General features: G+C 46.2%; 14 protein-coding genes. 8 read left to right on the top strand and 6 right to left on the bottom strand.

Annotation, left to right across the window (positions count from 1 at the left end; all coding sequences use genetic code 11):
• A partial coding sequence (locus DEO48_RS22885; RefSeq protein WP_109846381.1) for a glycosyltransferase occupies positions 1 to 696 on the bottom strand: 696 nt, incomplete at its 3' end.
• A 463-nt stretch (positions 697 to 1159) separates the two neighbouring features.
• Between DEO48_RS22885 and DEO48_RS22875 the strand changes: the two genes are divergently transcribed.
• From DEO48_RS22875 to DEO48_RS22865, 3 genes are all read left to right on the top strand, one after another.
• Positions 1160 to 1990 (top strand): DUF4942 domain-containing protein, encoded by an 831-nt coding sequence (locus DEO48_RS22875; protein ID WP_109846379.1) that lies wholly within the window; start codon positions 1160 to 1162, stop codon positions 1988 to 1990.
• Between the two features lie 147 nt (positions 1991 to 2137).
• Positions 2138 to 2935, top strand: coding sequence for a helix-turn-helix transcriptional regulator (locus tag DEO48_RS22870; RefSeq protein WP_109846378.1), 798 nt, complete (start codon positions 2138 to 2140; stop codon positions 2933 to 2935).
• 293 nt (positions 2936 to 3228) lie between these two features.
• Positions 3229 to 4485, top strand: coding sequence for an integrase arm-type DNA-binding domain-containing protein (locus DEO48_RS22865; RefSeq protein ID WP_039024020.1), 1257 nt, complete (start codon positions 3229 to 3231; stop codon positions 4483 to 4485).
• A 44-nt stretch (positions 4486 to 4529) separates the two neighbouring features.
• On the opposite strand, the gene DEO48_RS22860 is transcribed toward DEO48_RS22865, so the two are convergent.
• From DEO48_RS22860 to DEO48_RS22840, 5 genes are all read right to left on the bottom strand, one after another.
• Complete coding sequence (locus DEO48_RS22860) at positions 4530 to 6887, bottom strand: S8 family peptidase (RefSeq protein WP_181367045.1); 2358 nt, start codon at positions 6885 to 6887, stop codon at positions 4530 to 4532.
• Positions 6888 to 6904: 17 nt separating this feature from the next.
• The gene (locus DEO48_RS22855; protein ID WP_039024018.1) at positions 6905 to 7891 is read right to left on the bottom strand and encodes an AAA family ATPase; all 987 of its coding nucleotides are present in this window, start codon (positions 7889 to 7891) and stop codon (positions 6905 to 6907) included.
• A 346-nt stretch (positions 7892 to 8237) separates the two neighbouring features.
• A complete protein-coding gene (locus DEO48_RS22850) occupies positions 8238 to 8510 on the bottom strand; it encodes an ogr/Delta-like zinc finger family protein (RefSeq protein WP_048276941.1) in 273 nt (90 codons plus the stop codon).
• Positions 8511 to 8515: 5 nt separating this feature from the next.
• Positions 8516 to 9067, bottom strand: a complete 552-nt coding sequence (locus tag DEO48_RS22845; RefSeq protein ID WP_021567517.1) for a phage polarity suppression protein — start codon at positions 9065 to 9067, stop codon at positions 8516 to 8518.
• Complete coding sequence (locus DEO48_RS22840) at positions 9064 to 9816, bottom strand: septation initiation protein (protein ID WP_060628128.1); 753 nt, start codon at positions 9814 to 9816, stop codon at positions 9064 to 9066. The genes DEO48_RS22845 and DEO48_RS22840 overlap by 4 nt, the downstream gene beginning before the upstream one ends.
• A gap of 915 nt (positions 9817 to 10731) precedes the next feature.
• On the opposite strand from DEO48_RS22840, the gene DEO48_RS22835 reads away from it, so the two are divergent.
• From DEO48_RS22835 to DEO48_RS22815, 5 genes are read left to right on the top strand one after another with little or no spacing between them, the layout of a single operon-like run.
• Entirely contained in the window at positions 10732 to 10992 is a 261-nt protein-coding gene (locus tag DEO48_RS22835; RefSeq protein ID WP_109846382.1) for an AlpA family transcriptional regulator, read from the top strand.
• Entirely contained in the window at positions 10989 to 11546 is a 558-nt protein-coding gene (locus tag DEO48_RS22830; protein ID WP_047354614.1) for a host cell division inhibitor Icd-like protein, read from the top strand. Before DEO48_RS22835 ends, DEO48_RS22830 begins: the two co-directional genes overlap by 4 nt.
• Positions 11543 to 11764, top strand: a complete 222-nt coding sequence (locus tag DEO48_RS22825) for a hypothetical protein (RefSeq protein ID WP_001071227.1) — start codon at positions 11543 to 11545, stop codon at positions 11762 to 11764. Before DEO48_RS22830 ends, DEO48_RS22825 begins: the two co-directional genes overlap by 4 nt.
• Positions 11764 to 12087, top strand: coding sequence for a DUF5375 family protein (locus DEO48_RS22820; protein WP_005287802.1), 324 nt, complete (start codon positions 11764 to 11766; stop codon positions 12085 to 12087). Before DEO48_RS22825 ends, DEO48_RS22820 begins: the two co-directional genes overlap by 1 nt.
• A gap of 13 nt (positions 12088 to 12100) precedes the next feature.
• A complete protein-coding gene (locus DEO48_RS22815) occupies positions 12101 to 14434 on the top strand; it encodes a primase-helicase zinc-binding domain-containing protein (RefSeq protein ID WP_109846376.1) in 2334 nt (777 codons plus the stop codon).
• Positions 14435 to 14586: the final 152 nt, after the last annotated feature.

Genomic DNA, 14586 nt, shown 5'->3' with positions numbered 1-14586 from the left:
AATATAGCTGGCCGCACGGATATCGTAATAATCCGGGCGGTGGGTAATGGACGCAGGATTGCTGATGTAGGTGTAGTCCTGGCGGTCGGCGAAATAAAACCGACCGTTTCCGGCAGCGAGGTGGAGGGTCCAGAGAATATCTTTGTGGCTTTTGCCTTCCTGAAACCGCAGGCCATGCTCCCGGATATACGCCGAGCGGATTATCTGTAGCCACAGGTAATGCGGCCATTCGCGCTGCTTCACACAGTGGCGTATCCACTCCTGACCGGTGAGCGTCTGGCCGTAAGGCTGTTTGTGGTGCACGGGGGAGCGATGGTGACCGGCACTGTCGGCCCGCCAGCCACTGAACACGGCAACATCGACCTGAGCTTCATGAGCAGTTCGTAGCCGTTCCTGCAAAAACCCGTCAGCTATCTGGTCATCGGCATCCAGGAACACCACCCACTCGCCGCCGTGAACCGCCAGTGCGGCGTTACGTGCGGCATACACCCCCTGATTTTCCTGATGAATAAGCATCAGCCGCTCATCGGTGATGGCGCTAAGTATGGTCCACGTTTCGTCGGTGGAACCGTCATCCACGACTATCACCTCCATGCTGAGCGTCTGGTCGCTAAGGAGCTTATGCACCAGGTAGCCGATGGTGGCCTGCGCATTGAAGACCGGGATAATGACGCTGACATCAATTTCAGGCTTCATACCGGCTACGCTTTCCCTTCGCTGTCATCTTTCTGACGCCTGACGGGGAGAGTGTGTTTTTCCCTGATTTCCTGCTCAGTATCAAATAGGCACTCGTCGCAGAATTCTGTATCGAGTCCAAAAATCCGGTCCAGAACACACCTTTTCTTATTACAGCGTGCGCATCTTTTCATCACATATCCGTTACGTTATTTCGCTGCCATGTTCTCAGGACAAAAGACGCCCGCCCCTCGTTAAGACAGGAAATGGATTGATAAACAATCAGTTAAATTCGTTTTCGGGATTCTGGCACAGGGACTGCACGGAGGGATAATTCATTTTGAAGATCAATTTTCACAAAATCGATCGGTTTCATCGATCGATGGTTGAGCCCCACTGTTTTACCTGCCTCCCGTGGTCCTGATGGACCCACAACACCTGGCCCGCACTCGTTGCAGGCCTTTTCAATTTATGGAGATTTACTATGCAGACTGAAGCTGAAGTGTTAACCGGCCATACCGACGTGATTTGCTCGACCAGCATTGAGCGTATCGTCACCGGACGTAACGCTGCACTGGCGCAGATTGAAGTGCTCATGCAACAGCTTGGTGATATTTCTGCACTAACTGACAGTATTGGCGGGGGCAAAGCGAATGAATGGGGAGTGCGGCAATACCGTTACGACTGCTGGCTGATGGAGGAACCCGAAACCGCGATGAAGGCGATCACCTGCAATATTGATCGTGGTATATGGCGAGAGCTGATGCAACAGTCCGGAATGCTTTCGCTTATGGACGCTCAGGCGCGTGACCAGTGGTACAACAGTCTGGAAAAGGACGACATTCCTGCCGTCAGTGAAAAGAATATTCTGAGTACGTTCGAGCAATTACATCTGAATAAAGGCGAGGTGTTTGAACGGGGCGTCATCAACGTATTTAAAGGGCTGAGCTGGGATTTCAAAACGAATAGCCCCTGCAAGTTTGGAACAAAAATTATCGTTAGCGGGCTGGTCAAATGTGACAGGTGGGGATTTGGTCTTAACTGGGGCTGGCGGCGTGACCAGTTAGCCGATCTGGAGCGCATGTTGTTCCTGCTGGATGGTAAAACCATTCCCGATAACCGGCACGATGTGACTATCCGACTGATGGATTTTATTCGCGATAACCCGCATCAGCAGGTCTTTGAGGATGAGCTATTTACTATTCGCTATTTTCAGAAGGGGAGCGGACATATCACGTTTAAGCGTATGGATCTGGTAGAGAAGATGAACGATATCATCGCGAAGCACTATCCGGGAATGCTGGCTGCTAAGTGAGTGTAAAAGGTCTTCTCTTTTGGGTAATGGTCTTTCAAATCTTCCACACTTATTCCTTCCGAATCTTCATCTGAAAACACATAAATGTGTATTTACGCTTTTTTGTGTTTTAATGCTTGTTATCAATCTCATCAGAAGAGCGATACCATGATACAGAACAATATCAAACAGCTTCGTACTCAACTGTCGATCACTCAGCGCGAGCTGGCGTATATGGTCGGCACCAGCCAACAGCAAATCCAGCGTATCGAAACCGGAAAGGTGGCAGCAAAGCTGGGCCTTGCACAGGCAATATGCAATGCCATGGATAAGCCTTTAAATATCGTATTCCCGGAAAGCGATCAGTTAATTAACGACTTTCACAAGAAGCGCCGTAAAACTGATGAAGATCTTGAGGCGATAGCCGCAAGCGGTATTGAAATGGATAGCGGTCTTTGGACCGTAAAACTCTGGCTAAAGGGGCAGCAGGACTATTTATTATTGCCCATTTCTGCTGTGGATAAGCGGAGGTTTTATTATTATTTTCAGGAAATAGCTAGCCCGAATGTAGAGCGCTTCTTTGTCTTTGACTCGGACCAGTATCGCTATGCGTTAAATATGCGCGAAGTAGTATTTCACCAGTTCTTGTCTGATGGTCTACCGCCAATCGTTGCTGAAGAAGATGATGATTACGAAGATGATTATTTTAATGTCCATATCACCTTGGTGAACGGTGGCCCAGTGATTCCGCTGAGCGTTGAGCCTGATGCACCGCAAAACGAAGAGACGGATGATATCGGTCAGTTGAATGCGTTCTTTGAAAAGCTGGACTGCGAGCCTGAAACCACAGATCGCTTTATGATAACCGACGAAGATGGCGAAGATGCTTTCATCCGTATTGGTTCTATCGCGATGGTGCGAGTCACGCTTGACGCGTTAGAGCCTGTGGAAGATGATGAAGAGTAGTTTTTAGCTAGCTGTATTCACAGGAAATCGCGTTGAGTATACATGTGAGTATATGTGGCGGTTATCTTATTTTAAAAATTCAATTATTTCAGTTTGTTATGTCGGAAATCGCGGTGCGGCCTTCGCACCATTAGTACTTCCAAGACCATCCGAGAAAGTCCAGTTATCCCTTTAAAATCAATGTTTGCAGCGATTTTTACGTCCTGAGTCGTCCGAGGTTGTCCGTTGAAATCCGGATGTCATTGGGGGCATAATTGGGGGCATCTTAACTTCGATTAGAAATATGCCCCCAAATGAAGCTCAACGCCAGACAGGTCGAGACCGCAAAGCCAAAAGACAAAACCTACAAAATGGCCGATGGTGGCGGTTTGTATCTCGAGGTTTCGGCCAAGGGTTCTAAATACTGGCGCATGAAATACAGACGGCCCTCTGACAAAAAAGAGGATCGCCTCGCTTTTGGTGTTTGGCCTACGGTGACGCTTGCTCAGGCAAGAGCAAAACGCGATGAAGCTAAAAAACTGTTAGTACAGGGTATTGACCCAAAAGCCGAACAGAAAGAAGCTCAGGCCGAGAATTCAGGGGCATATACTTTCGAAACCATTGCTCGCGAATGGCACGCCAGTAACAAGCGATGGAGTGAAGACCATCGATCGCGCGTTCTTCGCTATCTTGAGCTTTATATCTTCCCTCATATCGGTTCGTCCGACATTCGCCAGCTCAAAACCAGCAACCTGCTATCCCCGATTAAAAAAGTTGATGCCAGTGGTAAACACGACGTCGCTCAGCGCCTGCAACAGCGCGTTACGGCCATTATGCGTTATGCCGTACAGAACGATTACATCGACTCAAATCCAGCCAGTGATATGGCCGGTGCGCTTTCTACAACCAAAGCGCGACATTACCCCGCTTTACCCTCTAGCCGCTTCCCTGAGTTTCTTGCTCGTCTTGCTGCATATCGTGGCCGCATAATGACACGGATCGCGGTCGAGCTTTCCTTACTGACCTTTGTGCGCTCCAGTGAACTACGTTTTGCGCGCTGGGATGAATTCGACTTCGATAAATCTCTTTGGCGTATACCTGCAAAGCGTGAAGAAATTAAAGGCGTTCGTTACTCGTATCGTGGCATGAAGATGAAAGAGGAGCATATAGTTCCTCTTAGTCGACAGGCGATGATTTTGTTAGAGCAGCTTAAGCAGATTAGTGGTGATAAAGAGCTACTTTTTCCAGGGGATCATGACGCAACAAAGGTTATGAGTGAAAACACAGTGAACAGCGCTTTACGTGCAATGGGCTATGACACGAAAACCGAAGTCTGTGGGCATGGGTTTAGGACGATGGCGCGTGGTGCATTGGGTGAGTCAGGGTTATGGAGCGATGACGCGATAGAAAGGCAGCTGAGTCATTCAGAACGAAATAGTGTGCGTGCGGCATATATTCATACGTCTGAACACTTGGATGAACGTCGATTGATGGTTCAATGGTGGTCTGATTATATAGATGCAACTAAGAAACAAATGATTACTCCTTATGAGTTTGCTAAAAAAACTTAATTTAAAATAGAATAAACAGGCAACATAGTTGCCTGTTTAGTATTTTAAATTCGATTTCTGTTTTGTACTCTTGGCTGAACTCTTTGCTGGATGGTCTGGTAAATATTTACATTCTCAGTATGCGTGAGCTCGACTACAATCGCATAACGTTGTTGCTGAATAAAATCAGCCCAACCGGCTTGGCAACGTACAACAAGATGGTACGTATTTCCATAATTCTCTATGGCATTATCATAACTGACCGAAGCCGATTGTATTGTTGCAAAATCCCTAGAATTTGCGCCTGGCTTTAGATCACAATTATATTTATTAGGCATTTCAGAGATAGCATCACCTTCCTCTTTTACTTTGAAAAAGTTGAATACATCGTCGGCAGTTTTACCTCTTATTAACCTGAAGTTCATTTCACAGCCAAGATAATCTTTTCTTGTATGTCTAACCGGTGGGTCAAAGGCAAGTGTAATACTGATGTTTTTTTTACCTTTGGTGTTCTTGAAGTTATCTGGAATTGGTATTTCATATACAGCGAAATAATCAGGCTGTAAAACATCTTGAGAGTATAATACTACTCGATTATCTTCGGATGAGATTAAATTTTTTACTCTTACCAATCCTTTTCCATAGATGTTATTTTTGGATTTTCCATCAAGTAAATTAATGCGCTGTTGATTCTCTAAAGGATGAGAAGAGGCGTTTACTAACAAGGCTCTCAGTAAGTTAGCCGTACTATTTGGTATTTGTTTCAACAATAATGTAGCCTTATTAGCTACCATAGGCGCCGCAACTGATGTACCAGAGGAAGCTGTAAAAAGACTATTTAAAAATTTATTGTTTAAACTTAATATGCCGGATTCAGGAATATCTCCACCAGGCCTTATATTATGTATGGCTGTGTCGTAAAGCGCAGTTCCGCCGTAATCTACTAAGTCGGGTTTACACATTCCTAAAATCCCCGGCCCAGATCTGGTAAAAATCGAAGGCTCATCCATTCTTGCGGTAGGGATGACTCCAACATATTCTGCTAGATCAGGAGGTAATCCATCTCCATGAGATAAGGAACCTACCGTTAATACATTCACTGCACCTGCGGGTTCAAGAAATCTATTTCTCTTTTCTATTAAATAGTTTGGATATTCAGAAATTGCATCCTCTGGTTCTGCCCCCCAAGAAGAACCATTTCCAGCGGAAACTATAATCAATATATCAAGATCTCTAGCTAAGTCATCGAGAATTGAAGCCCATTGCCCATTTCGATCACCCTTGAAAGGAGCTTTAGGATCACCGAGTGAAATATTGAATATCCTACAATTAAAGTCATGATGGAGCTGTCTAATTGCTTGCGACATTAATTTGGGAATTACTACATCGTCTGGAAAACGTCCTTTATCATCTACAACTTTAGCCGAGCATATTCTAGCGTAACGAATCAGTTGGTTCTGAGCCAGTTGATGTCGTAAGTCTCCAAAAACTGCAACTCCCGCAACCGAAGTGCCATGTCCCCAAGAGTCTTGACCAGCATCATTTAGGTAAGACACGGTTCCGACAATTACGTTATCTAAAAAAGGATGATTGTTTAATCCACTGTCAATTATACCTATAACTGGCAAATCTTCATATGCATTAATGGGTTGTGGTGTGTCATCTAATTCAAATTTAAAGTATTTTTTGGTCTCCATATCTGGCATGGGGGGTAAGTCAATGGTATAGACTTCTGGTATTTCTAATACTAATTTTAATGCGGATATATTACACCGTGCCCTCAATAAGGAAATTGAGGGGCCAATATAGGAATCTAGAAAATCTCCACCATTATTAACAATAAGGTTTTTAATGGTTTCAATTTTCGCTTCTCTTTCTATTCTTCCTCCAAAATCCCATAATTCAATATCGACAATGTAATTTTCCATTTCATCGAAATCATTTATGGCATTAAAACCAGATTCTTTAAAACGGATTCCTATTCTGTCTGTACTTGTAATGGTTTCAATTGAAATTAAATTACCTACGAAATTATTGTAGGATGGGTTCTTTTGTTTTGCGGGTATAGGCCCTGAGTAGGCATTAATTCTGTCTTTTAAATCGGCCAGTGAATCGTTAGAAGAAAATAATACTAAAGTTTTATCATCGTCGTGAGATAGAACCTGTAACCCAAGCCTTAACCAGTCTTCATCGGCAGCAGACCCATCATATTTAACCTTCATGATCAATGATGGATCAATGTTTCCAGGAATACGTTTACTTCGAACATATGCAACTGTACTATCAATTTGATGAATTAAAGATGTTCCATGTATTGTTCTTTCCTGAGAGTTACGTTTTGGAGCTGAACCATATCCCGGTTTTTTTCTTCTTTCTAATTGCTGAGGAATTTTAACAAGTCGTAAATGTTCATACTCTGCCATATAAGACTCCATGTATATTATCGCATTTGTTCAACACCACTATTTCTTCGATGTTCATCATTTATCGCATCGACAAAATAACGCTCATTCAAAACTTTATGTTTTCCAATAATCATTGATTTTATTGCTTGATTAAGCACTCTCTCTAGACTTGAAAAACTCATTTTTTCTAACTTATAAACATAATTATCTGGATTAAAATCATATTTAATATTTTTTAATCTGCTTTTTAAAAATCTCCTAATCATTCCTTTATCAGGGTTTTTAAACCATATGACTTCATCAAAACGTCTCCATACAGCTGGATCAATGCTTTTATCTAAGTTGGTGGCTGCAATCATAAAACCTTTAGGTGATAACCTTTCAATAAATAATAGCAAGCTGTTCACAACTCGTTTAAGTTCATTGTGTTCATTGCTATCTTCTCTAGAGCGAGCAATAGCATCAAACTCATCCAAAAAAAGAACGCAAGGCTTATTGTTGGCGAACTCAAAAATTGAGCGTATATTGGTCGCAGTTTCGCCTAAATATGATGACATCAATTTATCTAATTTTACGATAAACATAGGCAAGCCTAACGTGGATGCAAACACTTCTGCTGTTAGAGTCTTACCACAGCCGGGAGGCCCGCAAAAAAGAAGTTTCGTGCGTAATGATAGACCATTCTTCCGAATAGCTTCAGCAAAACGATACTCCTCTATTAACCCTTTAAGGATTCTAACGTTATCGAAAGATAAAACTAAATCTTTATGGAAATGGCTTGGTTCAACTCGTTCCACAAAATCATTAGTGGCCTCGTTCATGGGAGAGAATCGTTCCAATCCTTTTAATGAGTAATTCGAACCTACAGCTCGGCTATTTTCAAGCGTCCTTCTTAGGCTATTAGCCAAAACTTTATTATTCTTTTTTTCTTCTTCATTTATGATTCGTTCAGCAACAGAACGAAATTCATCATCATTACCGTAGCTAGCCAAAAGTTTCTTCATTAATTCGCCTCTGGCCATCTCCAATCCTTCTTAATAGTGTGAAATAGTAATCGGCTCGTTACATCAAATGCTCTACACATGAGTAACAAGGCTAAGAGTATACCACCAAGTTAAAGATACCTATCAACCACTTTGCGCGCGCAGCCCCGCCCGCCTGCCCGCTTCGCTTAACAGACTGGTTTTCATGCACCCCGTAAATCGTCTCAGAAGCTGCCGCACAAGGGCTTTCGCGTCAAAAATGGCGCATGATACTCATGCGTTTTCATGCGCCATAGACATGCACTAACGCGCTCTCAGGCCAGCCAGGGAAAAGGCGTAAAAAATCCCGGTACTGGACCGGGATTACGTGGGCGTTTTTTGCTAATCAGACAGGGATTTGCTGACGGCCTGACAGCTTTGACGCGGAGCCATAGCGATTGAGCGTTCTCTGCTGCTTTTCAGGTTGCTCCGGTTCGACTGGTACATTTTCATTGCGCCGGGGCTTCATAATTATCGTATCCACACTTTCGAGTGCGGTAAATGTGCAGGAACATTCCAGGTTCTGGCACTGATACCATGAGCGTTTAACCGATGGTGCTTCATAGGCGGAGGTTCTGGCGTGTGCCGTCGTACCGCATTCGGGACATTTAAGTGCCATTAATATCACTCCTGCATATCGTTAATGTCATTCAGGCGTTGCTGAAAGCGCAGATGTTGTGCCGGAGTGTAAGTACCCTGGCAGTCACGAACCATCTTGGGGTCAGGCATCACACCGGATTCATCCAGAATCTCACGATAATCCCCGGCGATTTCAGGCGGTGTTATTGCGAGCTGGCGAACCAGGGCACTGCGTAACATACGGGACGCAACGTCAACCCCTCCACGCCCCTTAAGAAACGGAGCCAGTGCAGATGTCAGGGCTGCTCCATTCGCCTGCATAAAACTGCTGAGAGCGTCTTCTGTGCAGGCCTCCATCAGCAGATGCTGCGAGTACATACACTCACGCGCAGCGCAGTTAATCTGCCATTTCAGCACATCCAGTCGTTCCCGCAGTAACCCGAGCTGTCGGGCATAATCTGCTGGTTTTTCCGTGGCAGTGAGGAGAGATTCTATCTGTTGTTCAGCGGCTTTTCGGCTCTCACTATGTCCAGCCCACAGAATACGGGCGTTTCGAAAACTGGTAAGCGCCTGCGCAGGAGTGGCCCGGGCCGTCATACTGATTTCTCCTTCTCAGCCCGTTCCTGACGAACCTTCATTTTATGAATAGCTGCCGGAGAGGGTTGATTACTGAAATCCAGACGGGCCGCATAATCCGGTGCAACGCCCGCCAGTTTAAACACAGGGTCCTGTTCCGGCATCGCAGCGTTAGTAAGAGCCGGTCTGGTGATATGTTTGTGAATAAAGTCTTTCAGTACTGTGTCCGAGTCATTAACTGAATTCACCACACCCACAACGGCACTGGCTTCCCGCCCCATTGTGGTTTTGAGCAAGCTCAGTGTCTGGATTAACACTTTACCATGCGACTGCATGAAGTCTTCCCAGATTTGCTTTGCGCGAATTTCCACAAGGGTGTTGTGCGCGCTGATGTACTGTCCGGCTAATTTCCCGGCTTCCTGCGGTAATAAGGCATTTTCGCTTTCCTGAGCTACCAGCAGTTCATCAAAATCCTCAAGCGTTTCACGCCCCAGCGCAATTTCCGTACGCAGTTTTTTCATTTCCTTTGAGACTACACCCTGACTTTCACGAAACAGCGTGCGCCACTCCTCATTCAGGGCGTTTGTCGTGGCTTCCATTTCAGCGCGGCGCTGGCGGATTGTCGCAATATTATCCGCTGCCGCTTTCTGCTGACGACGTGCTTCAAGCCATGCAGATTTGGTGGCATTCACTTTCTCAAGCGCCTTTAACGTCGCTGCAGGGATAGATATGTCAGGAGTTTGGTTATTATTTTGTTCTGGGATAGTCATGTCAGCACCTTGTTGTTTGTCTTGGTGTCAATTGTGCTGTCATGGATACAAAGCTGCCATTGAACGTCATTGTGCGAGCGACAAGACAAAGACTTCTTTTGGCTAGCCAGGAAAGGCCTCATTTAACTGAATCTGTTTCAGTCTTACTTTAACTATTCACTACTATTCACTTGAGTAAAAAAAATAGAAAATACAGTAAGTTAAAATGTGAAGGGTTGACAGGGTAGTATTCATCGACTGTTCATAACTGTTCACATAAGAATGAAGTTATTTATGGTATTTTTTCATAATGGATGGTTTTTTATTCCTCATAGCTATTTGTTTTTTGCTCCTCACCACTATTCATCCTTATTCAGTAGTATTCGATAGGCACTGAAATAGACTGCCTGTTATTGCCGGGAATTAACAGTTTCGCCTCTGGATATGGTGTTGCATTTCATACTTATTTTTATAAAACTAGAGCTACCCGGTTCTTTATGGATTTATTTGGATATATTTTTAGCTTTAAATTTAGATTATTTAATACCAGGATTTTTATGCAGGGCCAATGTTTGTGAGCTAAATGCAATTCCTACGTATGTCCGGGGGTTGGGGTCTGCCATTAAGGCATCTACAAAAGTTGTGAAGCCTTGCTGTGTGGACTCTGGAGGCAGCACCATTACGTGTAATGACTCATGGGGTAATAAATATTCTGATGAATGTTAGTTCCTATTAATACTCCTGTATTTATAGTTCTCTGGCATGGTGTTTATTATGTCGTTTTATATGGTTTTACCGGATTTTAAGTTCCATAAAATCAATATTTGACGCTAAATAAATAATGCGTGCCCAAGCGGGTTATATATACATAATAAGGAACTACCTGAATCCGGATGAATTTATCCGGACTGTTGTGGATATTAAAGAGGGTAGATGATGCACAATATTTCTGTTTCTGCGCCAGCTCCGGCTTCGCCATTATTTCCTGTACCGAACCAGCATGAACGATTTTTACGCCTGCCTGAGGTGATGCACTTGTGCGGGTTGTCTCGCTCGACCATTTACGAACTGATCAGCCGCGATGCGTTTCCGAAGCAGATCCCGCTTGGCGGTAAAAATGTCGCCTGGGCACAGTCTGAGGTCAGCGCATGGATGGCGGACCGTATCAGCGCCCGTGGGCGGGGATGTGATGCATGATGATACCTGAATACATTAAATCCCTTTTTTCTGGCTTGCTTACTGCCGTCATTTCCAGGTATAGTTTTTCTGCTGTCGCAAAATCGGCAGCCGGAATTGGCGTTCCGTGTAACTTATTGGCGACAACTGACGCGCCTTGCGTCTTTTTTTACGTCGTAGCTCAGGCACACCCATTTTCCGGGCTGTGGTGTTTGTGTGTACACCGTGGTTCATTCAAGATAATGGCAGTCCGGGCGGGGCAGCCTTCGGGCTGGCCGGTTTCCAATAAGGCCGGTTACGCCAACCCCGTTCGGGCTGCCACCAGTGAAATTGGCGTTTCCGGTGGTAGCAATAACCGCTACTTATTGGAGGCTGCCATCATGGCTACAATCCTCACCCCGTCATACCCGCAATATGTCTTTGTGTTTGCCGCAATCCGCCGTACTGACACTCAACCCCGCATTTGTATGCTTCGCACTGTAGCCTGCGATGAGCGTTCCGCGCGTCTTTCGCTGGTCCGTGATTATGTGCTCTCCCTCTCTGCACGCCTGCCTGCCGGGGAGGTGATGCTATGAACCAGTTTGAGATCTCCTACGACGATGTTGTAAGGCTGAAACATTTACGCAATGTGGGTGAGTATGTAACTGGCATGGCAGCCCTGCAGGACTGTTATGAAAAGCCAGCAGGTGCCCAATGCGAACAACTGGTTTCCCTCATCTATCTGATGACAGAGCAACTGGATGGAGTGGTGCAACGCTGCCATGACGACCTGATGAATGCGGAGGTGGCCTGATGAAATGCTGTGAATCTCATCTGGCACTTCGTGCCGCTCTGTATCGCCGTGCCGTTGCCTGTGCCTGGCTGGCTCTCAGCAATCATCAGGAACGTTATTCCGGCCTGACGCTCGCTGAACTTGAAGATGCCATAGCCCGCGAGCTGGAAGGGTTCTATCTGCGCCAGCATGGGCAGCAAAGAGGGCTGGAAATTGCCTGCGCGTTGCTTTCGGATCTGATGGAGTCGGGGCCGCTTAAAGCCTGTCCGGTTCTCTCATTGCTCGGAATGACGGTCATGGATGAACTTTGTTCCCGTCACCTCAACAAACCAGCGCTGCACTAAGGAGGGCCGCACAATGTCAGGAATGAAAGTTAGCCAGGCTGAGAAAGCAGCTCGTGGTCACTGGTCAAGAATTTTACCCGCGCTGGGCGTAAAAGTACTGAAAAATCGGCACCAGCCCTGCCCGGTCTGTGCCGGGAAAGACCGCTTTCGATTTGATGACCAGGAAGGGCGGGGAACGTGGTTCTGTAACCAGTGCGGGGCAGGTGATGGCCTGGCGCTAGTAAGTAAAGTACTGGATGTAGGCATTAGTGAAGCGGCAGACAGAATAAACGGCATTACCGGAAACCTGCCGCCAGTATCTCAGGAAATGCTTGAATCTGGTTCTCCTGAAAAAGAGGACGGGAAAAAAGCTGCAGCAGTGCTGGCTTCCCGTTTGTTTGATAAGTCCCGTCAGACCACTGGCAATGCCTATCTGACGAGTAAAGGGCTTACTGCACTGCCTTGCCGGGAATTAACCGCCATGCATAAAGTCGGTGGTGTGGCATTTCGCGCGGGAGATCTTATCGTTCCATTGTATGCAGATGGAGAGCTGGTAAATCTGCAGTTAATCAACGCTGATGGGGGCAAATGCTTCCTTAAAGGCGGTCAGGTTAAGAATGCCTTTTACCTGATTGAAGGCACTGCCAAAGCAGCCAAACGGCTCTGGATAGCGGAAGGATATGCTACCGCACTCACTATCAACCATCTGACTGGCGATGCTGTCATGGTGGCCTTTTCATCCGTCAATTTCCTTTCCCTGGCGAGCATTGCCTGCAGTCAGTACCCAACGCACCAGATAATTATTGCTGCTGACCGCGATCTCAACGGTGCGGGGCAAACAAGGGGCGAAGCTGCTGCCAGGGCCTGCAATTGCACAATGGCGCTCCCACCTGTGTATGGTGACTGGAACGATGCATTCACGCAGAACGGCGAAGAAGCCACTCGGCTGGCAATTTATGAAGTAATAAAACCAGCTATTGCCAGCCCTTTCGACACAATGAGCGAAGCTGAATTTACCGCTCTGAGCGTCAGCGAAAAAGCGCAGAGGGTAGTGGATCACTATAAAAATTCACTGGCAGTAGACCCGAACGGGCAGCTCCTTTCACGCTATGAGGCGGGGGCCTGGAAAGTTATCTATTACGCCGATTTTGCCCGTGATGTCGCTGCGCTGTTTCAGCGCCTCGACGCACCTTTTTCATCCGCGAAAATTGCATCTCTCGTGGAAACCCTCAAACTGATCGTTCCGCAACAACAGAATCCGGCGCGGCAACTTATCGGATTTCGCAACGGTGTGCTCGATACCCGGACAGGATTGTTCAGCCCGCACGATAAGAAGCACTGGTTACGTACGCTGTGCGAGGTGGATTACACGCAGCCCGTTGACGGCGAGTCACTGGAAACCCATGCCCCGGCATTCTGGCGCTGGCTGGATCGTGCAGCAGGTTTTAATCCTGAAAAGAGGGACATTATTCTGGCTGCATTGTTTATGGTGCTGGCTAACCGTTATGACTGGCAGCTGTTTCTGGAGGTCACTGGCCCTGGCGGAAGTGGAAAGAGTATTCTTGCTGAAATAGCAACCATGCTGGCGGGTGAAGATAACGCTACCTCGGCAACAATTGAAATGCTTGAGTCGCCAAGAGAACGAGCTGCGTTAATAGGTTTTTCACTGATTCGACTTCCCGATCAGGAAAAGTGGAGCGGTGACGGGGCCGGACTAAAAGCCATCACTGGCGGCGATGCGGTATCTGTTGATCCCAAATATCAGAACGCCTATTCAACCCACATCCCGGCGGTTATCCTGGCTGTGAACAATAATCCGATGCGTTTCACTGATCGTAGTGGTGGAGTTTCACGTCGAAGGGTGATCCTGCATTTCCCCGACCAGATAGCCCCGGAGGAACGTGATACTCAGCTCAAAGAGAAGATTGCCAGCGAGCTGGCAGTGATTGTTCGTCAGCTTATGCAGCGTTTCAGTGACCCTATGAGTGCCAGGACATTACTTCAGTCGCAGCAGAACTCCGATGAAGCGCTCACTATCAAACGTGATGCTGATTCAGCGTTTGATTTTTGCGGATACCTTGAAGTCTTACCTGACACCACGGGAATGTTTATGGGGAACGCTAACATTGTCCCACGTCAGCCTCGTACATACCTTTACCATGCCTATCTGGTCTACATGGAAGCCAACGGCTATAAAAATACGCTCAGTCTGACCATGTTTGGCAAGGGGCTGCCGTTAATGCTGAAAGAGTATGGGCTGCAGTACGAGAAGCGGCGGACCAATCAGGGAATGCAGACCAATCTGGCACTCAGAGAGGAAAGCAATGCTGACTGGCTACCTAAGTGCGATGGCCAAGCAACCAATTAACGTATAACTGACCCGGCATACGCCGGGTTTTTTCTTTTCAATGAATGTAGAGTTTACTGTTCACTCTACACCATATTGTTAACTTCTATTTTATTGATATTAAAGTTAATTATGTGGTAGTGAACAGTGTGCACGCTTTTCTAAAGAAAAAG

The sequence above is a fragment of the Enterobacter sp. CGMCC 5087 genome (assembly GCF_003144775.1).
Lineage (GTDB): Bacteria > Pseudomonadota > Gammaproteobacteria > Enterobacterales > Enterobacteriaceae > Enterobacter > Enterobacter cloacae_M.
This window is presented reverse-complemented; position numbering and strand designations above follow the sequence as displayed.

Excerpts from the sequence above, each read along its gene's own strand:
- DEO48_RS22860 (WP_181367045.1), bottom strand. The coding sequence starts at position 6,887 with ATGGCAGAGTATGAACATTTACGACTTGTTAAAATTCCTCAGCAATTA.
- DEO48_RS22815 (WP_109846376.1), top strand. The coding sequence starts at position 12,101 with ATGTCAGGAATGAAAGTTAGCCAGGCTGAGAAAGCAGCTCGTGGTCAC.
- DEO48_RS22840 (WP_060628128.1), bottom strand. The coding sequence starts at position 9,816 with ATGACTATCCCAGAACAAAATAATAACCAAACTCCTGACATATCTATC.
- DEO48_RS22855 (WP_039024018.1), bottom strand. The coding sequence starts at position 7,891 with ATGGCCAGAGGCGAATTAATGAAGAAACTTTTGGCTAGCTACGGTAAT.
- DEO48_RS22875 (WP_109846379.1), top strand. The coding sequence starts at position 1,160 with ATGCAGACTGAAGCTGAAGTGTTAACCGGCCATACCGACGTGATTTGC.
- DEO48_RS22845 (WP_021567517.1), bottom strand. The coding sequence starts at position 9,067 with ATGACGGCCCGGGCCACTCCTGCGCAGGCGCTTACCAGTTTTCGAAAC.
- DEO48_RS22870 (WP_109846378.1), top strand. The coding sequence starts at position 2,138 with ATGATACAGAACAATATCAAACAGCTTCGTACTCAACTGTCGATCACT.
- DEO48_RS22835 (WP_109846382.1), top strand. The coding sequence starts at position 10,732 with ATGCACAATATTTCTGTTTCTGCGCCAGCTCCGGCTTCGCCATTATTT.
- DEO48_RS22825 (WP_001071227.1), top strand. The coding sequence starts at position 11,543 with ATGAACCAGTTTGAGATCTCCTACGACGATGTTGTAAGGCTGAAACAT.
- DEO48_RS22820 (WP_005287802.1), top strand. The coding sequence starts at position 11,764 with ATGAAATGCTGTGAATCTCATCTGGCACTTCGTGCCGCTCTGTATCGC.
- DEO48_RS22850 (WP_048276941.1), bottom strand. The coding sequence starts at position 8,510 with ATGGCACTTAAATGTCCCGAATGCGGTACGACGGCACACGCCAGAACC.
- DEO48_RS22830 (WP_047354614.1), top strand. The coding sequence starts at position 10,989 with ATGATGATACCTGAATACATTAAATCCCTTTTTTCTGGCTTGCTTACT.
- DEO48_RS22865 (WP_039024020.1), top strand. The coding sequence starts at position 3,229 with ATGAAGCTCAACGCCAGACAGGTCGAGACCGCAAAGCCAAAAGACAAA.